The sequence below is a fragment of the Streptomyces sp. NBC_01092 genome, from assembly GCF_045039535.1.
Classification (GTDB): Bacteria; Actinomycetota; Actinomycetes; order Streptomycetales; family Streptomycetaceae; genus Streptomyces.
Map to the genome: position 1 here is coordinate 6738434 of NZ_CP108659.1, position 18629 is coordinate 6757062.

Sequence of the window (18629 nt, forward strand, 5' to 3'; positions counted from 1 at the left end):
GGCAGCGCCACAGCGAACCGGAACTGAAAACCTATCCGGGGAAGGGCTTGCTCGCGTTCTCGTCACCCTTGACGCACTGGTCGAGCCTCTTCTGGAGGGCGGCCGCGTCGTTGAGCGCCTTCCTGGCCGCCGCGGTCTCCCCGAGCTGCTTCAGCTGCGCCGCCTTGCGCTTGAGGTTGGCGATCTGCTGGCCCATCTGGTTCGGGTTGCAGGTGACGGCAGCCTTGGCGGAGAACGCGCCCTGGCCGGCCGAAGTGGCGGCGTGAGCGGGTACCGACGCGATGAAGAGGCCGCCGACGATGGCCGCGGAGACGGCCAGAGCGGAAATACGCTTGGTCATGAGTTGTTCCCCCATTTTTGGGCTTGCATTGGTCGAAGTGGATCTTACAAACCCCTGTGAACCCGCCAGTAACCGCCCCAGCCACTCCCCACCCGGACCCGGGACATGCCCCCGTGTCGCGATGAGTTCCGCGGCGTCCGACGGTCGTACTGTCGAACCCCTCACCGAGGAGGACTGCGGATGCGCAGCGTGACCTATTCAATGAACGTCTCGCTCGACGGCTACATCGTCGGGCCGGACGGCAGCTTCGACTGGTCGGCTCCCGACGAGGACGTCTTTCGCTTCTGGATCGACGCGATCCGTGAACTCGGCGTCTACCTCATGGGACGACGGCTCTACGAGACGATGCTGTACTGGGAGACCGCCGCCCAGGATCCGTCGCTCGACGACTCACAGCTCAAGTGGATCGCGCTCTGGAACCCGCTCCCGAAGGTCGTGTTCTCCACCTCGCTGTCGGCGGTGGAGGGCAATGCCCGCCTGGCCTCCGGCGGCCTGGTGGAGGAGATCGAGCGGTTGCGGGCAGAGCCCGGGGAAGGCGACATCGCGATCGGCGGCGCGACGCTCGCCGCCCAGGCGTCGGCGGCGGGTCTGATCGACGAGTACCGGGCCATCGTCTACCCGGTGCTGGTCGGCGGCGGCATTCCGTTCTTTCCCCGGCACGAGCGCCGGGTGGATCTCGAACTCGTCGAGACCCGCACCTTCAACTCAAAATTCGTCTACCTCCGCCACCGCGTGGTGCGCTAGCGCCGTCACATCCGGTCGGACGGGCTCGGAATCGCCTGGACCCCTCGCGCGTTGAGGAGGGTGGACATGGGATGCCGGCGGTGTGCGAGCAGAGCAGCCCGAGTGACCGAGCTGACAGATATGGGAGGAGACCGCAATGGCTGCGCAGACGCAGAGGGCCGTGCTGGCGGGCGGATGTTTCTGGGGGATGGAGGAGCTGATCCGCCGACTTCCGGGCGTGACGGGCACCCGCGTGGGATACACCGGGGGTGACGTGCCGAACGCGACGTACCGTAACCACGGCACGCACGCGGAGGCCATTGAGATCCTCTTCGACCCCGAGAAGACCGACTTCCGCGCGCTCCTGGAGTTCTTCTTCCAGATCCACGACCCGAGCACGAAGAACCGCCAGGGCAACGACATAGGCCTCAGCTACCGCTCGGCGATCTACTACGTGGACGACGAGCAGAAGCGGATCGCCGAGGACACGATCGCGGATGTGGACGCCTCTGGCCTGTGGCCGGGCCAGGTCGTCACCGAGGTGGAGCCGGTGGGCCCCTTCTGGGAGGCGGAGGCCGAGCACCAGGACTACCTGCAGCGTTACCCGAACGGCTACACCTGCCACTTCCCCCGCCCGGGATGGCGGCTGCCCGCCCGCGCCGAGGGCTGACGGCGAGGCGGCCCGGCGGACGGTGGAGTCCGACTGTTACAGGCTCCGCCGTCCGCGGCACGCCAGGAGGATCCGTCCCTCACCGTGCGTCGCGTAGCTGAAGCAGGTACGCCGCGGTCACCGCAACAGCACGGTCCCCGTCGCGCGACAGCTCCACCAGGGCACATGAAGCCGTGCTCCCGGGGATGTCCGCCAGCGCCTGGGTCAGCCGTACGCGTGCAGGCCCTTCAGTGGTGTCGTGGGCGAGGCGGTCGACGAGCCCGGTGGCGATCCGATCCACCGTCGCGGTGTCGCTCGCCAACATGCTCAGTGCGTCTGCCGCATCGGTGTCGTTCCTTCCCGCCACGATCATGCCGATGAGCACCGGGATCGCATCGGCCACTCCACGCGTCCCGAGCGCCAGAGCCGCATGGCCGCGGACCACGACATCGGGGCTCGCGAGGGCATCCCGCAGCCGGGCGTCGGCCTCATCGCCGGGCATCTCCGCGAGGGACTGAACGGCACGTTCCCGCACCGCGGCCACCGGTGAGCCGAGGCCCTCGGCCAGCAGCGCCGTGCCGCCGTCGCCCGATCGCGCCAGCGCCCATCGAAGGGCTCCGGCGACGTTCGGCTCCGACTCCCGCAGTACCGCCTCGACCAGGGCTTCCACCGGCACCGGAATGTCGCCGGCCGAGGAGAGGGCTGCGCGCTGGCGTGCGGCTGCGCTCTTCGACCCCAGTGCCTGGAGGAAGGCGACGACCTGGAGGACGTCCTCCCAGTCGGCGGGTTCCGCGGCATCGATCCGGCGGAGCCGCGTGAGCAGTTCGGTCTCGGCCGCGATGCGTTCATGTGTCTGACGGATGAGGTCGTCGACGAGCGCCGAGGGCGTGAAGCGGGGATCGTCGAGCGCGCGTCCGATCTCACGCAGCGACAGCCCCAGTGACCTCAGGCTCTCGATGTGGAAGATCCGCCGGATGTCGTCGCCGGAGTACTCCCGATAGCCGGAGCCCGTACGACCCGAGGGTCGCAACAGGCCAAGCGACTCGTAATGCCTGAGCATGCGGGCACTGACCCCGGACCGTCGCGCCACCTCACCGATCAACACTTCCTATCGTCCCTCCTGGCCGGACCCACCGAGAGCCACCACGCGCTTCGCCTCCTCGATCGCGAACTCGAATCCGGCATCCGGATCGCGCAGCAGCCGTTCCGTGGCGAGCGCGTGCGTGCGCACACGCCGGTCAGTGGCCGCCGCCGCAGCAGCAGCACGCAGAGCAGGCACGACGACCTCCCCCAGCGCGACCAGCGCCCGGCTGAGGCTCAGCTGCGTCTCCCGCTCACCACGCCCGAGCTGCGTCGCCAGCACCGCGGCCAACCCGGCCCCCTCACCCTCCGGCACAAGCACGACAGCGGCCCGCCAGGCGCTGCGCGCCACCTCGTCGTCGGCGTCGGACAGGAGCGCCCGCGTGATCGCCGGCCACGCCTGCCGGTCCCCGATCTTGGACAGCGTATGCAGCGCCTGGCTGCGCGCCTGCGCCCGCTCCGAGCGGACTTCGCGGAGCAGCTCGGGGAGCGTCAGGGACGTCGGGTGGCGGGTGAGCGCCCAGGTCAGCATGTCGCGGACGAAGAACTCCGGCTCGATCGCGCATCGCTCGACGAGCTTGTCGACGAAGCGGGGATCCGGCGCGGTGCCGACCGCCAGAGCCGCCCGCAGCCGCACGGACGAACGGTCGTCCTCCAGTGCCTGGAGCGCTCGTATCGCATCCGTGTCCCGTCCCGCCATGGTCATCGAGACCACCTCCTCGGCAACAGTGAAGGCCTTGCCACCGTGTCAAGGTCAAAGCCGCACGGACGACTTCGCCCCCCGATTGCCGTTTCAAAGGCCGGCGGGGTTTCGAGGCAGCCAGTCACGGTGGCTGTCACGCAGTTGGTTCCGGTCTTCGGGGCTCGTCGCGATGACGTCTGCGCCGCCGTCGTAGGGGTGGTGGATGCGGCTGAGTCCGCTGTCGGTGATGATCACTCCGCTGAGTACGTCATCCGCGACCTCGCGGAGGATGCCGTCGACCATGCCCGGTCGCCAGAGTCGGCGGTCGGCGTGGAGGTGCGTGTAGGTGTGAAATGCGGGGTCCGGGTCGTCCTCGTACGCCAACGTCGTCCACCGGATGCCCTCGGGGTGTACCTCATGCCGTCGCGGCGGGCGCTCTGGTCCGTCCGGTTCCCAGGACCAGGCCATGGTCATGACGTAGACATCGGTGCCTTCGAAGAGTTCGTCCAGGACCGTGTTGTACCGGTGGAGGACGATGGCGTACTCGTCCTCGCTCTCCGGATAGCGTTTCGAGTCCGGCAGGCTGTGGAAGCGCACCCAACGGTCGCTGTAGGCAGTGCGCAGTTCATGGGCGATCGGAGGCCCTCCGGGAACTGGCGCTGCCACAGTGCGGACAGACGGTCTCTGTCCAGGTCGCTGCTCATCCTTCAGCCGACGCCACACCGATGGGGCAGGACCCGCCCGTCCCTACGAGCATGTGCTGCCAGGTGACCCATGGGTCGGAGTCGGCTGCCGGGTGGAGCGGCCCGTCATCCGCGTAGGTGGGCAAGAAGCTCGTCTCCAAGGGGGTAGGGGCGTTCCTGGGGCAGCAGTCGGGCGGCGGAGTCCAGGTCCCTACCGCTGACGAGGGCGTGGATCTCGTGGGCGAGTGGGGTCACGTCGCGGATGGTGACTGTCCACTCGTCGGCGAAGCGGCGTGTGGCCTCGGCGGAGAGGCCGAGTTGCAGGGACCGGTACGGCATGGGTTGCAGGTGCAGGTCCCGCTCCGGGTCCCACTGCACGCGGGTGGGCGCGCGTTTCAGCTGCCGCTGCCAGGCGGCGCGGTCGGGGTGTACCCCGCGGACGTAGCTCGAGAGGCAGGCGTGGCGCAGCGCCCACTCGAAGCCATCTCGGGTGATCTCGACAGCGAGAACGGTCTCCTGCCCTTCCTTGGCGCCCCAGCCGCAGCGGTACATCATCCACAGGAACGACGGTTTGATCCACGTCATCCTGTCCCGCTTCCACGCGGCCGGGAAACGGCCGTCCCGGGCGGCGGGCAGGCCGATTTCCGGGCGGTATGCCTGGTAGACGGTGATCGTGGACTCCGAGTGGACCGCACGGATCCCGCGTTGCGGTTCTTCCATGGCGTACAGCGTGGAGTCGGCCGGTTCAGGCAGCCACTGATTTTCGACTCTCGTTCGCCGCGACGCAGAGGGTCGGCGGCGGCACCGTGCGGATTGCAGGTGCCGCAACTCTTCAGTACTACCGCCTACTTGTCCGCGGCCCGTGGCCCCTGGCGCCGGAGCGGTACCCGTCGGGCAGGACGCCCCCCAGTTCGTCCCGAACGGGGTACTTAGCTTGACCCCCGTGCCGCCAGCCCGCAGCACCCGCCCGGGTTCTTGGTGTCCGAAAGGTACTGCTGGTGCCAGGAGTCGGGGACCACGTTCCCGGCAGGGCGGTGCCCTCGGCCAGGGACCGGCTCTGGTTTCAAAGGCGGCTGAACTTTTCGATGTCCTCGGAGAAGTCCTTGACGGCCTGTGCGGTGAGCGTCGGCCGGACGTCGGCGATGGCGGTCAGGTAGTCCTCGGTGGTGGCGGGTCGGCCCCTTCGGTGGGTGACCTCGCGCTCGAATGCTGCCTGCGCACCCTTCCGTGCCGCGAACTCGATGTCGGCCGGGGTGAACAACTCGCTGGCGTTGACCAGTTGGGCGAAGTCCACTGAGTCGGCGGAGGCTCTGACATAGCGTGCCCAGATCGCCGCGCGGGCGGTCGGGTCCGGTGGGCCGATGGGAATGACGTAGTCGAACCGGCCAGGTCGAAGGAAGGCCGGGTCGAGCGAGCGCACGGAGTTGGTGGCACAGGCCAGCAGCCGCGCGTCGTGCTCGCGGAAGACAGGGATCAGTTTGAGCAACTCGTTGGTCACCCCGTGCCCCGGATCGACCGCCTTCCCGGACCGCACGCCGGCGATCTCCTCGACCTCATCGATGAAGAGCAGCACCGAGTCCAGTTCCGCCAGGTCCGCGAAGGCTGCCCGTAGCGCCGCGGCCAGCCCCTCGCTCGTGTCGGCAGCGAGCCGTGACGGGAAGAGCTCGACGAACGGCCAGCCGAGCCGAGAGGCCACCGCTTTGGCGAAGCTGGTCTTCCCGGTGCCGGGAGGGCCGAACAGGATGACGGCCTTGGGAGGGACGACACCGTAACGGTCGGCCAGCGCAGGCTCCGTCAGCGGGAGCACGACACGGCGTTCGACGACCTGTTTCTCCCGCTCCATGCCGGCCATGGCGTCCCACAGCCCTTCGGGCAGCATGCGTCCGCCCAGTGACGCGAGGACGTCGGCGTTGGCGGCCCCTGGCGGTTCGAGCTTTTCGTAGTAGGTCAGGCCGTCGCGGGACCGGTAGCCGGAGTTCTCCAGAGCCTTCGTACCGGCGGCGCCGGCGGGCAGCAGTGCGCTGATGTGGCGCACGCCCAGTGCCCGCAGGCGCCGTTCGAGCTCGGCGAGGAGAGCGCTGCCGATCCCGCGCTCGCGCCAGCGGGAGGCGAGTGCCACCAGGAGGATCCACCCCCGCTTGCCGGACGACTGCGCTACGGCCATGCCCACCAGTTCGTCGCCGACCACCGCGACCACCGCCGTCTGACCGGCCTTGGCCGCGGCCATCACCTCGGAGACAGGAAACACCCGGTCCTCGTCGGCCCGGCGGCTCTGGTCCCAGATCTGGATGGCCTGGTCAAGATCGTCATCGTGATAGTCGCGCAGATGCCATGGGGGCATCGTCACCACCTCACCTGCCCCGAGGGACTCCCATTGTCCCCTGTGGGAGCGCTGGGCGACGAGCGGAACAGGCCCCTCGCACCGGCCACGACCAGGACCAGGAGCACGATCACGACTACGACCATCCGAGACGGGTTGATCGCCACCACATGGCCCCGGTCTGCGGGGAGGAGCCTGCTTGTGCGCGTGTCGGGCCGCACTTCGAGGATCTGTCTCGCTCCCTCGAAGCCGAGCGTGCCCGGGCCAGGAGCGATCTGCGCACGCATCAGTCGTGACTCGGCAAATATTGGGATTTTGGCTGCTCTGTGGGCCGCCCATGCCTCCGGTGCTGGGCCGGCCTGAAGCGGGTTGTTTCGGCCCAGTCAGCTGGCTTTGTACACGCTGAAGATGTGCAACGCCGCTTCGATCTGTGCTCTCGTGCGGTCATCGGGTTCCCCGGTGAGCTGGACGAAGACGACTGATGATCCAGGGTCGGCCGCGACTAGAAGCGTCAGCGGTACTCGCCCCGACAGCGGGTAGTCGTACCAGCCGCCAGGCCTCTCCACGTCTGTCGCCGGGAGAGCGTTCTCGACTGCCTGCCAGTCCGAGTCGTCGAAGCCGTAGCCCGAGAACTCCGCGACCGATTCGCAGAACGGCCGCAGATTTTCCTCCCAGATCCAGTCCCCGCCGAGGCGCGAGCGCTCATCCATCGGCATTGGCCACGCCGATCGGGCAGGACACCCCGGTCCCACCCAGCCCGCAGTAGCCCGCCGGGTTCTTGTCGAGGTACTGCTGGTGGTACCCCTCCGCCGCATAGAACGTCCGGCCCTCCGCCGGGAGGATCTCCGTCGTGATCGTGCCGTGGCCCGAGCCCGTCAGGACCTTCTGGTAGGCCTCGCGGGAGGACTTGGCGGTTCTGGCCTGGTCGGGGGTGTGGGTGTGGATCGCCGAGCGGTACTGGGTGCCTACGTCGTTGCCCTGGCGGAAGCCCTGCGTGGGGTCGTGCGACTCCCAGAAGGTCTTCAGGAGGCGGTCGTAGGAGACGACGCTCGGGTCGAAGACCACGCGGACGACCTCCGTGTGGCCGGTGAGGCCCGAGCAGACCTCCTCGTAGGTGGGGTTCTCGGTGTAGCCGCCCTGGTAGCCGACCAAGGTCGTCCACACGCCCGCCGGAAGCTGCCAGAACTTGCGCTCGGCGCCCCAGAAGCAGCCCAGGGCGAAGTCCGCGATCTCCAGGCCCTCGGGGTAGGGGCCGAGCAGCGGGTTGCCGAGGACCGTGTGGCGGTCGGGGACCGCGAAGGCCGGTTCCGAACGACCCTGCAGCGCCTGCTCGGGGGTGGGCAGAACGGGCGTACGGCCGAAGAGCATGACGCTTCCTTCCTTGTGCCTCGCGGGGCTTGTGCCTCGCGGGTCTCACGGGCCGGGGCGACGGCTCCGGTGCGTCGGCAGGGGTGCCTCCCCCGCCTGCAACGTACGGCCGGGGCCGGGGATTCCGCCCCGTGCCCACGGGACCCGTACGTCTGCTCAGTGCGGCAGCGTCGCCGGGCTTCCGCCGTTCGCTTCGTAGCCCGCCACCGCCAGGGCGCGGTAGACCGCGAACTCCGCCGCGGGGTCGGCGGACAGCGTCCACGGGAGGGCGCCGACATGGCCGTCGACGTGTATCAGCTGGTCCATGGCCTCCGCCCAGCGCTCGCCGCGGACCAGGAAGAAGACCAGCAGGTGGCGTACGTGCGCCAGCATCGGGTCGTCGGGGCGGGCCGCGTGCACCGCGAACAGCGCGCCGTGGATCGCCTTCGTCACGACCTCGCTCTGGTAGAAGCCGCTGACCAGGTTCACCTCGGGCAGGTGCTCGAAGACCGCGAACAGCGGCATCGCGGCCAGCAGGGACCCCTGGGGCGCGCGGGCCGCCGCCGCTTCCGCGAACTCGTTGGCCAGCTGGCGCGAGCCGTGCCACTTCTCGCACCAATAGTGCAGGGCCGCCAGGTGGGCGCCCATGTGGGCCGGGGCGCGGTCCAGGATCTTCAGCCAGACCTGCTCGAACTCCGGCCGGGGGTAGGCGAGTCCGCGCGCGACCGACAGCTCGATGATGTACGGGATCGGGTCACCGGGAGCCAGCAGGGCCGCCTCGCCGCAGGCCGACCTCGCCTCCTCCATGATGATCCGGAACTCGTCCGTGCCTGGCGTCGCCGTGCGCCACGCCTGCTGCACCAGGAACTCCGCGTGCACGGCCGCTCCGCCCGCGTCCTTGGGCTGCTCGCTCCGCCACACGCGCAGCCACTGCCCGCCCGGCGACTCGCTGACGCCGCCCGGACGCTGTTGCAACTCCAGCGCGGCGGCGCCAGCGAAGGCCTGCACGCGCTGCCAGCGGCGCTCGCCCTCCGCCTCGGTGCCGGCCAGGAGCTGCGAGGCCGCCCGGTAGTCCTGGGTGCGCTGCACCAGGTCCAGGACGTCCAGCAGGTCCTTGTCGGGGCCGGGCATGCGGATGTCCAGCTCCTCCTGCAGTGCGAAGCCGTAGTTCGCCGGGTCCGCGGCGTCCGGGTGACCCGGCGGGACCTGCTCGATCATGCCTCGCCTGCGCCGCATGAGCGGCACCAGCACGAAGCCGATCATGAGTAGCGCGACCAGGACCCAGAGAATCTCCATGCCTCCAGCGTTCCAGACGCCGCCGACAAATGGCCAACGAGGTCGGGAGCCTGTGGAAAGGGGGCTGTGGAGAAAGGGTTCTGTGGCGGTGGCGGTGGCGGTGGCGGTGGCGGCGGTGCGTGTAGCGCCTCACGGTTGTCTTGTGGGTGGGCCGCCGCGGCCCCTTCCCGCCGTACGCGACTACCGGCCCGTACAGGTACGCAATCCAGCCCCGTCGCTCCGGTATCCGTCGTGAAATGCCGCCGTCCGGCATCCGGACCGTTCGCGCACTACGCTCGGTGCTCATGAGCGACAGGCACATCAGTCAGCATTTCGAGACCCTCGCGATCCACGCCGGCAACACCGCCGATCCCCTCACCGGCGCGGTCGTCCCGCCGATCTACCAGGTCTCGACCTACAAGCAGGACGGCGTCGGCGGCCTGCGTGGGGGCTACGAGTACAGCCGTAGCGCCAATCCGACCAGGACTGCCCTGGAGGAGAACCTCGCCGCCCTGGAGGGCGGCCGTCGAGGGCTTGCGTTCGCGTCCGGACTGGCGGCCGAGGACTGCCTGTTGCGTACGCTGCTCAGCCCGGGCGACCACGTGGTCATCCCCAATGACGCGTACGGCGGCACGTTCCGGCTGTTCGCGAAGGTCGTCGCCCGGTGGGGGGTGGAGTGGTCGGTCGCCGACACCAGTGACCCGGCCTCCGTACGGGCCGCCATCACCCCGAAGACCAAGGTCGTCTGGGTGGAGACCCCCTCCAACCCGCTGCTCGGCATCACCGACATCGCCGTCGTCGCGCAGATCGCCCGGGACGCGGGCGCGAAGCTTGTCGTCGACAACACCTTCGCCACGCCGTATCTCCAGCAGCCGCTGTCCCTCGGCGCGGATGTGGTGGTGCACTCCCTGACCAAGTACATGGGCGGGCACTCGGATGTCGTCGGCGGTGCGCTGATCGCCAGTGACCCGGATCTGGGCGACGAACTGGCCTTCCACCAGAACGCCATGGGCGCCGTCGCCGGGCCCTTCGACTCCTGGCTGGTGCTGCGCGGCACCAAGACGCTGTCGGTGCGTATGGACCGGCACAGCGAGAACGCCGCGAAGATCGCCGACATGCTGACCCGGCACGCGCGCGTGACGCGCGTCCTGTACCCGGGTCTGCCCGAGCACCCCGGTCACGAGGTCGCCGCCAAGCAGATGAAGACGTTCGGCGGCATGGTCTCCTTCCAGGTCACGGGTGGGGAGGAGGCCGCCGTCGAGGTCTGCAACCGCGCCAAGGTGTTCACGCTCGGCGAGTCCCTGGGCGGCGTCGAGTCCCTCATCGAGCACCCGGGACGCATGACCCACGCCTCGGTGACCGGCTCGGCCCTGGAGGTGCCCGCCGACCTCGTCCGCCTCTCCGTGGGCATCGAGAACGTCGATGACCTTCTGGAGGACCTTCAGCAGGCGCTCGGCTAGGGCCGGGGCACAGCGAAAGGTTTCACCAGCCCGTCAGGGGTGGAGTCGTCACCGACGGCGGCTCCACCCACGGGCGGGCCACCAGCGCCCACACCACGAACGCCACCGTCGCCGCGAACAGCAGCAGGTACGTCAGCCGTACGACGACCCTCCGGCGGCGCAGCAGGCGGCCACCTCGACGTACGACCTCCGTGTACAGCTCCTGCGGCACGGGCGGCGGCGTGCTCTCCATGATCCGTCGGGCGGCCGCTTCCCGCTGGGTACGGTTCACGGCGACACCACCTTCGCGCCCAGCACGCTCGGCGCCGGACCCCGCGGCGGATGCAGCAGTGTGGCCGTCGCCCGGTCGCAGATCGCGTGCACGCGTTCCCTGGGCAGACCCAGCAGAGCCGCCACCTGTTCCTCGGCGACGCCCTCGTACAGCCGCAGGACCAGGATCAGGCGTTCCTGCGGGGAGAGCCTCGCCAGCGGGCCGTCTGCGTGCGGGCGGGACCGGCCGAGGGCGCCCAGGCCGCCGTACTGGTGCCAGGCGGCTCGTGAGAAGCGGGTGGCCAGGTACTGGCGGGCCCGGTCGTAGGGGTCCTCACCGCGCAGTCGGTCCCAGCACGCGTACGTGTGCGCGAGGGACAGCGTCAGCAGGCGCCGCGCGCGCGGGTTGTCGTCCCTCGGCTCCGCGGTGAGCAGCGTGGCGGCATGCAGCAGCCGCCCGGCCGCGCCCGCGACGAACGCCTCGAACTCCCGGTCCCGGCGGGCGTCCTGGACCGCCTTGCGTCGTCCCACCGCCCCTCCCGCCTGACGCGTCCTGAGGAACCCGTCCCCGCTGCGTACGTGACATTCTGGCCGCGAACGAGGAGGACCCGGTTTCATATGAGGCCAGCGACGGCTCAGGGTCAAGAGCCGGGAGCGGATCACGCGCGCCCACGCGCGTGCCCGTCGCGCAATGCGTGCGGGCGGTAACCCTTCAGGACGATCAGGTTGCCCAGGACCATCAGGTCGCCCAGGACGATCAGGTCGCCGCGTTCGGCTCCGCGCCCGAGATCCCCTGGGCCGCCATCCGGGTGGACAGCGCGGTGTTGAAGCGGGTGAGCAGCGCACAGAACGACTCGCGCTCCTCGGGCGCCCAGTCCTGCGTCAGCTCGGCCATCAACTGTCGCCGGGACGAGCGCACTTCCTCCAGTCGCGACTGCCCGCGCGGGGACAGCTGGAGCACCACCGCGCGCCCGTCCTCCGGGTGCGAGGTCCGCTTGACGAGCCCCGTGTCGACGAGCGGCGCCACCTGCCGGGTGACCGTCGACGAGTCGATCCCCATGCTCGCGGCGAGCGCCTTGACCCCCATGGGGCCTTCCTTGTCGAGGCGGTTGAGCAGCAGGTATGCGGCGCGGTCCATGGAGTTGCGCACCTGCCCGACCCCACCGAGCCGGGTCTGTTCGGCACGGCGGGCGAACACCGCCACCTCGTGCTGCAGCGTGTCGAGGAGACCGCTGTCAACGACGGTCGTCATGTCCATCGACATTTCAGGTGTTGTGGGCATGGCCGGGGGCTCACTTCATGAAGGGGGTGCTGGGTTGGGGGACAGGGTACGCGGCCCGGACCCGGGGTGTACCGGGGCTGAGGAAACCCATCTCGGTGCTTGGTCACACCCGGGCCTTGCGCCTGTGAACTGCGAGACTTGTGTCATGAGCTACCGCACGGCTGACTCCTTGCCTCCCGTCACGCTCGACGACGTACGCGGCGCGCAGAAGATGCTGACGGGCGTGGCGCGGGTGACGGCGATGGAGGGCAGCAGGCACCTGTCCCAGTTGGTGGGTGCGCCGGTGCATCTGAAGTGCGAGAACCTTCAGCGGACCGGATCGTTCAAGCTGCGCGGTGCTTATGTCCGGATCGCCGGGCTGCTGCCGGAGGAGCGCGCGGCGGGGGTCGTGGCGGCGAGCGCCGGCAATCACGCGCAGGGCGTCGCGCTGGCGTCGTCGCTGCTCGGCGTGCGCTCGACGGTGTTCATGCCGAAGGGCGCCCCGCTGCCGAAGATCAGCGCCACGCAGGACTACGGCGCCGAGGTGCGCCTGCACGGGCAGGTCGTCGACGAGACGCTGGCGGCGGCGCAGGAGTACGCGGCCGAGACGGGCGCGGTGTTCATCCACCCCTTCGACCACCCGGACGTCATCGCAGGTCAGGGCACGGTCGGCCTGGAGATTCTGGAACAGTGCCTGGAGGTGCGCACGATCGTCGTCGGCATCGGCGGGGGAGGGCTCGCGGCGGGCATCGCGATGGCGGTGAAGTCGCTGCGGCCCGACGTGCGCATCGTGGGGGTGCAGGCGGCGGGCGCGGCGGCGTACCCGCCCTCGCTGGCGGCAGGGCGGCCGGTGGCGGTGGAGAACCCGGTGACGATGGCCGACGGCATCAGGGTCGGCCGGCCCGGTGACGTGCCGTTCCGGATCATCGGCGATCTGGTGGACGAGGTCCGCACGGTCACCGAGGACGCGCTGGCCACCGCCCTGCTGCTGTGCCTGGAGCGGGCCAAACTGGTCGTCGAACCGGCCGGGGCGAGTCCGGTCGCGGCGCTGCTGAGTGACCCGGGCGCTTTCGAGGGCCCGGTCGTCGCGGTGCTCTCCGGCGGCAATGTCGACCCGGTGCTGCTCCAGCGCGTCCTGCGGCACGGCATGGCCGCGCAGGGCCGCTACCTGGCCGTACGTCTGCGGCTGACGGACCGGCCGGGCGCGCTCGCCACACTTCTGGGGGTGTTGTCAGTGGTGGACGCTAACGTCCTCGATGTGAGCCACGTACGGACCGACCCACGGCTCGGGCTCACGGAGGCGGAGGTCGAGCTGCACCTGGAGACGAAGGGCCCCGTGCACTGCGTCGAGGTCGGCCAGGCCCTGCGCGACGCGGGCTACACCGTCATCGACTGAGGCGGCGCGGCGGGCGAAAGTCCAGGTCGGAGGCTCTTTGTCACTCATTCGGGTAAGTCCATTGAGAGACGCGATACATCGCGTTATGGTGTGTCTCGTAATTCCACCACTGCGATGAGCGAAAAGTGCCAACCTAGGCCTTCCGGGGCTTCTTCCCCATGCTTCCCCATGCTTTCCCCATGACGTGGAGACTCATATGCCAGGCGCCATCTATGCCGAAGGCCTGGTGAAGACCTTCGGTGACGTAAGGGCTCTGGACGGTGTCGACCTCGATGTCCCCGAGGGCACCGTCCTGGGTCTGCTCGGGCCGAATGGCGCGGGCAAGACGACGGCCGTCCGCTGTCTGACGACCCTGCTGCAGCCGGACAGCGGCTCGGCGATGGTCGCCGGTGTCGACGTCCTCAAGCATCCCGACGCCGTCCGCCGCTCCATCGGCCTGTCCGGCCAGTTCGCCGCCGTCGACGAGTACCTCACCGGCCGCGAGAACCTCCAGATGGTCGGCCAGCTCTACCAGATGAAGGCCAAGGCGGCGAAGGCCCGCGCGGTCGAGCTGCTGGAGCAGTTCGATCTCGCCGACGCCGCGGACCGGCCCGCGAAGACCTACTCCGGAGGCATGCGCCGCCGCCTCGACCTCGCGGCAGCCCTGGTGGTCTCACCGCCCGTGATGTTCATGGACGAGCCGACCACCGGCCTCGACCCGCGCAACCGCCAGCTGCTGTGGGAAGTCATCAAACAACTGGTCTCGGGCGGTACGACACTGCTGCTGACCACCCAGTACCTCGAAGAGGCCGACCACCTGGCACACGAGATCGCCGTCGTCGACCACGGCCATGTCATCGCCACCGGCACCTCCGACCAGCTCAAGGCCCGCACCGGCGGCGAGCGCGTCGAGGTCGTGGTGCACGAGCGCGACGATATACAGGCGGCTTCGCAGGTGCTGAGCGGCTTCGGCAAGGGCGACACCTCGGTCGAGGACCACATGCGCAAGCTCACCGTGCCCGTGACCGGCGGCGCCAAGCTCCTCGCCGAGGTCATCCGTGAGCTCGACACCCGTGGCATCGAGATCGACGACATCGGGCTGCGCCGCCCCACCCTCGACGACGTGTTCCTGTCCCTGACGGGCCATGTGGCAGAGACCAAGACCGAGGAGAACGACACAAAGGAGGCCGCGAAGTGAGCGCCATCAACGATTCCGCGGTCATCGCCCGTAGGAACTTGATTCGCATGGGCCGGATTCCCGAGGTGCTCATTTTTGGGCTGATCCAGCCAATTATGTTCGTGGTGCTGTTCACCTACGTGTTCGGTGGCTCAATCCAGGTTGGCTCGTCCACCTCCACCCAGGCTTACCGCGAGTTCCTGATGGCCGGCATCTTCGCCCAAACTGTCACGTTCGCTACGGCGGGTGCGGGTGCGGGCATCGCCGACGACATGCACAAGGGCCTCATCGACCGCTTCCGCTCCCTGCCGATGGCACGTGGTGCGGTGCTGACCGGGCGCACCTTCGCCGACCTGGTGCAGACGGCGCTCACCCTCGTCGTCCTGGCGGTCGTCGCCGTGATCGTCGGCTGGCGCACGCACGAGAACCTCGGCAAGGTACTCGCCGGGTTCGGGCTGCTCCTGCTTCTCGGTTACGCGTTCTCGTGGATCGGCGCACTCATCGGCCTGTCCGTGCGCACTCCTGAAGCGGCGACCTCGGGCGGCCTGATCTGGCTGTTTCCGCTGACGTTCATCTCGAACGCCTTCGTGGACGCGAACCAAATGCCCACCTTCCTGCGGCACATCGCGGAGTGGAACCCGTTCAGCGCCACCGTGCAGGCATGCCGCGAGCTGTTCGGCAACCTTCCCCCGGGCTTCAAGACGCCCGACGCCTGGCCCATGCAACACCCCGTGTGGGCCTCGCTGATCTGGTCGGTCGTGATCATCCTGGCCTTCCGCACACTCGCGGTCCGCAAGTACCGCCGGGCGACGGGCTGACGGCTTCCGGATCCTGCTCGCGAAGGCCCCTCCAACACGGAGGGGCCTTCGGAACAGAACACCCTCGGGTGTTCCGTGGTGAACGACCTGCGTGAACAGCGGTGTTCGAGCGGCCCGGATCAGCAGGGGCCGTCGAGCCTCCACACGGCCCACGAGGCAGGGTCACTGGGGACGGAGCCGGTGGAGTAGTACGTCGCCGTATACCGGCGGCCTTCGAAGGCGGCCGTGTCACCCGGGACGTACGACCGTCCCGCGTCCCAGCCGGGCAGGCCGGCGCAGCCTGGGTCACCCGGTTCGGTGGGCACGTCCCCGCCGCCGCTGCCGACGAACTTCCACGTGATGCCGTTGACCACGCCCGCGTCGAGAGGAGCGAGTTTCTGGAAGGCCGGCTTGCTGAGGTCGAGGTGCTCCGGTGCGCAGCCGGTGCACTTGTCGCGGACCGGCACCGTGATCGTCCGGCCGTTGTAGGAGACCTCGACGAACACGCCCTTGCAGAGGTCGTCGTTGTTGGGTTGGCGGCCGTCCACCATGCGGACGACACGGCGACCAGGTCCTCGTTCGCCGCGTCGATCGGTGTCCCGCACGAGCCGTAACCCACGGCGTCGTACCACGTCATCCTTCCGTCGCGCGGCTGGTCCACGGGGACGGCCGCGGTCGCGGTCCCCGCCCCCCACAACGCCAGAGACACCGTGCCGAGCAGCGTGGCCGCCCAACTGCCCATGTGCGTACGGACGTTCATGAGCTTTCTCCCAGGGCAGGTCAGCAGTAGAGGTTTCCGCCGGTGGACGTGCCGAGGATCTGGGTGAACCACTGGAAGGAGCTCACCCGGCTCTGCACCTGGTCGGGGTGCTTGCCGTCGCACTCGACGGACCCGTTGATGCTGCGGATCGATTCGCCGAAGCCACGGTCGTTGACGATGGCGTCGTGCCCGGTCATGCTGCCCGGGCCGGTCTGGGTGTTCCAGTACCACAGCGCGGTCTTCCAGGCGATGGCCGAGTCGTTCTGGACGAGCCAGGGGTTGTTCAGCAGGTCGATGCCGAGCGCGTCACCGGCCGACTTGTAGTTGAAGTTCCAGCTCACCTGGAGCGGGCCCCTGCCGTAGTACGCGGCCTGGCCGGCCGGGCAGCCGTAGGGGCGGCCCCAGTCGCAGTACGTCGGGTAGTTGGCGGTGTTCTGCTCGACGATGTGCACAAGACCGCCAGTCTCGTGGCTGATGTTGGCGAGGAAGGCCGCCGCCTCGCGGCGCTTGATCTCGTCGCTGCCCGTGTTGGCGAAGCCCGGGTAGGCGCCCAGCGCGTCGATCAGGCCCTGGTAGCTGTAGAAGCCGTTGCGGCTCGGGAACATCTGGTTGAACTGCGCCTCGCTGACCGGGAAGCCGCCGGACGGCGGGTTGCCGCCGTCGCAGTTGTACGGCTCCCAGTACCAGGTGCTGATGATCGGGTCGTAGCCCGGGTTGTCGTGCTCGGCGATGTACAGCAGGCCGTCGGTGTAGCGGACGATGCTGCCCGCGGGGTACCAGGCGCCCGCGGCCCAGGCGGGAGCCGAGGGGCAGTCGCCGCCACCGCCACCGCCGCCGCAGTTGAACGGGTCCCAGTACCAGGTGCTGATCGTCGGGTCGTAGCCCGGGTTGTCGTGCTCGGCGATGTAGAAGCCGCCGTTGAAACGGACGACGGTGCCGGCCGGGTACCAGGCGCCCGCGGCCCAGCCGGGGGCGGTGTCGCAGGCTCCGGCGGCGGCTGCCGGGGAGGCCGGCGCCAGGGTCAGGATGCCGACGAGGGCGAGCAGTGAGGCCAGAAAGGCCGCGATGCGGTGCGTTCTCATCCAGTGACTCCGTAGAAGTGTGAGAAGTGAACGTGGGCGTGGTGCGGCGGTGCGGCAACGCTCTGGATGTCCTGTGCATGACATTCCATGGGAGCGATTCCATTGGAGTAGACCACAAGTAGGGCACGTCGAGAACCCGCCGACCGCGGTCTCGGTCACGGAATGACGAAACCCCCGGCGCCGGGAGGCGCCAGGGGTTTCGTGGAAGAGAGGTGGCCGGGTCAGCCGTTGTAGGGCTCGGCCTTCAGGATCCTCACCGAGGCCGTCTTGCCGTTCGGCAGCTCGTAGTCCGCGTCCTCGCCGACCTTGTGGCCGATCACGCCGGAGCCCAGCGGGGACTGCGGCGAGTACGTCTCGATGTCCGAGCTCGCGTACTCACGCGAGGCGAGCAGGAACGTCGTCGTGTCGTCCTCGTCGCCGTCGAAGGCGATCGTCACGACCATGCCGGGCGCCACCGCACCGTCCGCCGACACCGGAGCCTCGCCGACCTTGGCCTTCTCCAGGAGCTGGGTCAGCTGGCGGATGCGGAGCTCCTGCTTGCCCTGCTCCTCCTTGGCCGCGTGGTACCCGCCGTTCTCGCGCAGGTCGCCCTCCTCGCGTGCGGCCGCGATCTTCACGGTGATCTCGGCGCGCGCGGGACCAGACAGGTACTCCAGCTCGTCCTTGAGCTTGGTGTACGCCTCCTGCGTGAGCCAGGTGACGTCTTCGCTGGTCTGGGTCACAGGTGCTCCTCGTAGGTACTGGGAATACAAAGCATCGCCCTACCCAGAAGGATGTTCCTTCATGGAAGGGCGAAACCACGAGCCTAACAATTCAAAGGCCGAAGGGGGAGGACATAAGCCATCAGAATCGCATCAACGCAGGTCAGCGCTTACGTATTCAGGGAGAACCCGGTCGGTGCCGGTCAAGTGCGGTCGAATCCGGTCGACCGGATCAGCCGGCGTGGCAGCCGAGCAGTTCGGCCGTCGTCCCCTGGGACGTCGTGCGGAGCGTGACGACCTTGTCGATCCGGGTGGCGTCGCCGTCGAAGCGGAAGTCGGCCCGGCCCACCTCGGCGCCGCTCTCCGCCTGGGAGCGCAGGGTGCAGTAGCCGGAGGCGCCGGCGTCCTTACGGACCTCCAGATGCACCTTCACCGCGTCCTTCTGGGCGTCGAACTCGATCACCTCGGCGCTGATCTTGTTCTGGCCGACGTAGTGATAGGCGAAATAGCCGATCAGTCCCAGCAGCAGCGCCCCGAGGACGGCGCCGACGAGCTTGAGCGTGCGGTCGGCGCGTGCGTCCGAGGAGCGGCCGTAGCGGCCCTCGGGGAGCCGCGTGCTCGCCGTGCTCATGATCGTCCTCTCCGCCGGGCGGGACCGATGTCCCGAA

At 69.1% G+C, this 18629-nt stretch carries 22 protein-coding genes; 6 read left to right on the forward strand and 16 right to left on the reverse strand.

Features of this window, described 5'->3' with window-relative positions; all coding sequences use genetic code 11:
* Positions 1 to 31: 31 nt before the first annotated feature.
* A complete protein-coding gene (locus tag OG254_RS30815; protein ID WP_405588067.1) occupies positions 32 to 340 on the reverse strand; it encodes a hypothetical protein in 309 nt (102 codons plus the stop codon).
* Positions 341 to 520: 180 nt separating this feature from the next.
* On the opposite strand from OG254_RS30815, the gene OG254_RS30820 reads away from it, so the two are divergent.
* Both OG254_RS30820 and msrA (OG254_RS30825) read left to right on the forward strand, forming a co-directional pair.
* The gene (locus OG254_RS30820) at positions 521 to 1084 is read left to right on the forward strand and encodes a dihydrofolate reductase family protein (RefSeq protein WP_405588070.1); all 564 of its coding nucleotides are present in this window, start codon (positions 521 to 523) and stop codon (positions 1082 to 1084) included.
* Between the two features lie 136 nt (positions 1085 to 1220).
* On the forward strand, positions 1221 to 1733 hold the full coding sequence (gene msrA / locus OG254_RS30825; protein WP_405588073.1) for a peptide-methionine (S)-S-oxide reductase MsrA: 513 nt from the start codon (positions 1221 to 1223) through the stop codon (positions 1731 to 1733).
* A gap of 79 nt (positions 1734 to 1812) precedes the next feature.
* Here the strand turns inward: msrA (OG254_RS30825) and OG254_RS30830 are convergent, their stop codons facing one another.
* The 8 genes from OG254_RS30830 to OG254_RS30865 form a co-directional block, all read right to left on the reverse strand.
* Positions 1813 to 2817: a MerR family transcriptional regulator gene (locus OG254_RS30830; protein WP_405588076.1), complete on the reverse strand. Its 1005-nt coding sequence runs from the start codon at positions 2815 to 2817 to the stop codon at positions 1813 to 1815.
* A gap of 3 nt (positions 2818 to 2820) precedes the next feature.
* Positions 2821 to 3498, reverse strand: a complete 678-nt coding sequence (locus OG254_RS30835; protein WP_405588079.1) for a HEAT repeat domain-containing protein — start codon at positions 3496 to 3498, stop codon at positions 2821 to 2823.
* Positions 3499 to 3585: 87 nt separating this feature from the next.
* Entirely contained in the window at positions 3586 to 4071 is a 486-nt protein-coding gene (locus OG254_RS30840) for a hypothetical protein (protein ID WP_405588082.1), read from the reverse strand.
* Positions 4072 to 4283: 212 nt separating this feature from the next.
* On the reverse strand, positions 4284 to 4877 hold the full coding sequence (locus OG254_RS30845; protein WP_405588085.1) for a DUF4291 domain-containing protein: 594 nt from the start codon (positions 4875 to 4877) through the stop codon (positions 4284 to 4286).
* A gap of 343 nt (positions 4878 to 5220) precedes the next feature.
* Complete coding sequence (locus OG254_RS30850; protein WP_405588088.1) at positions 5221 to 6507, reverse strand: ATP-binding protein; 1287 nt, start codon at positions 6505 to 6507, stop codon at positions 5221 to 5223.
* A gap of 353 nt (positions 6508 to 6860) precedes the next feature.
* Positions 6861 to 7187 (reverse strand): hypothetical protein, encoded by a 327-nt coding sequence (locus tag OG254_RS30855; RefSeq protein WP_405588091.1) that lies wholly within the window; start codon positions 7185 to 7187, stop codon positions 6861 to 6863.
* Entirely contained in the window at positions 7180 to 7845 is a 666-nt protein-coding gene (msrA, locus tag OG254_RS30860; protein ID WP_405588094.1) for a peptide-methionine (S)-S-oxide reductase MsrA, read from the reverse strand. The genes OG254_RS30855 and msrA (OG254_RS30860) overlap by 8 nt, the downstream gene beginning before the upstream one ends.
* A 156-nt stretch (positions 7846 to 8001) precedes the next feature.
* The gene (locus tag OG254_RS30865) at positions 8002 to 9120 is read right to left on the reverse strand and encodes a hypothetical protein (protein ID WP_405588096.1); all 1119 of its coding nucleotides are present in this window, start codon (positions 9118 to 9120) and stop codon (positions 8002 to 8004) included.
* Between the two features lie 284 nt (positions 9121 to 9404).
* Between OG254_RS30865 and OG254_RS30870 the strand changes: the two genes are divergently transcribed.
* Positions 9405 to 10559, forward strand: a complete 1155-nt coding sequence (locus OG254_RS30870) for a cystathionine gamma-synthase (RefSeq protein ID WP_351188931.1) — start codon at positions 9405 to 9407, stop codon at positions 10557 to 10559.
* 22 nt (positions 10560 to 10581) lie between these two features.
* Here the strand turns inward: OG254_RS30870 and OG254_RS30875 are convergent, their stop codons facing one another.
* The 3 genes from OG254_RS30875 to OG254_RS30885 form a co-directional block, all read right to left on the reverse strand.
* A complete protein-coding gene (locus OG254_RS30875; protein WP_405588099.1) occupies positions 10582 to 10830 on the reverse strand; it encodes a hypothetical protein in 249 nt (82 codons plus the stop codon).
* The gene (locus OG254_RS30880) at positions 10827 to 11339 is read right to left on the reverse strand and encodes a sigma factor-like helix-turn-helix DNA-binding protein (protein ID WP_187284275.1); all 513 of its coding nucleotides are present in this window, start codon (positions 11337 to 11339) and stop codon (positions 10827 to 10829) included. Before OG254_RS30880 ends, OG254_RS30875 begins: the two co-directional genes overlap by 4 nt.
* Positions 11340 to 11565: 226 nt before the next feature.
* Entirely contained in the window at positions 11566 to 12072 is a 507-nt protein-coding gene (locus OG254_RS30885; RefSeq protein ID WP_351188938.1) for a MarR family transcriptional regulator, read from the reverse strand.
* Between the two features lie 163 nt (positions 12073 to 12235).
* Here OG254_RS30885 and ilvA point away from each other — a divergent pair, with 163 nt between their 5' ends.
* The 3 genes from ilvA to OG254_RS30900 all read left to right on the forward strand — a co-directional run bounded on the left by ilvA (position 12236) and on the right by OG254_RS30900 (position 15439).
* Complete coding sequence (gene ilvA, locus OG254_RS30890; RefSeq protein WP_405588103.1) at positions 12236 to 13465, forward strand: threonine ammonia-lyase; 1230 nt, start codon at positions 12236 to 12238, stop codon at positions 13463 to 13465.
* A gap of 196 nt (positions 13466 to 13661) precedes the next feature.
* Positions 13662 to 14642: an ATP-binding cassette domain-containing protein gene (locus OG254_RS30895; RefSeq protein ID WP_405588105.1), complete on the forward strand. Its 981-nt coding sequence runs from the start codon at positions 13662 to 13664 to the stop codon at positions 14640 to 14642.
* Entirely contained in the window at positions 14639 to 15439 is an 801-nt protein-coding gene (locus OG254_RS30900; protein WP_351188947.1) for an ABC transporter permease, read from the forward strand. Before OG254_RS30895 ends, OG254_RS30900 begins: the two co-directional genes overlap by 4 nt.
* A 119-nt stretch (positions 15440 to 15558) precedes the next feature.
* Here the strand turns inward: OG254_RS30900 and OG254_RS30905 are convergent, their stop codons facing one another.
* The 4 genes from OG254_RS30905 to OG254_RS30920 all read right to left on the reverse strand — a co-directional run bounded on the left by OG254_RS30905 (position 15559) and on the right by OG254_RS30920 (position 18592).
* Positions 15559 to 15969, reverse strand: a complete 411-nt coding sequence (locus OG254_RS30905) for an RlpA-like double-psi beta-barrel domain-containing protein (RefSeq protein WP_405588109.1) — start codon at positions 15967 to 15969, stop codon at positions 15559 to 15561.
* Positions 15970 to 16198: 229 nt separating this feature from the next.
* Entirely contained in the window at positions 16199 to 17260 is a 1062-nt protein-coding gene (locus OG254_RS30910) for a glycoside hydrolase family 19 protein (protein WP_405588112.1), read from the reverse strand.
* A gap of 221 nt (positions 17261 to 17481) precedes the next feature.
* Entirely contained in the window at positions 17482 to 17982 is a 501-nt protein-coding gene (greA, locus tag OG254_RS30915; protein ID WP_405588115.1) for a transcription elongation factor GreA, read from the reverse strand.
* Between the two features lie 211 nt (positions 17983 to 18193).
* Positions 18194 to 18592, reverse strand: coding sequence for a DUF4307 domain-containing protein (locus OG254_RS30920; RefSeq protein ID WP_405588118.1), 399 nt, complete (start codon positions 18590 to 18592; stop codon positions 18194 to 18196).
* Positions 18593 to 18629 lie beyond the last annotated feature (37 nt).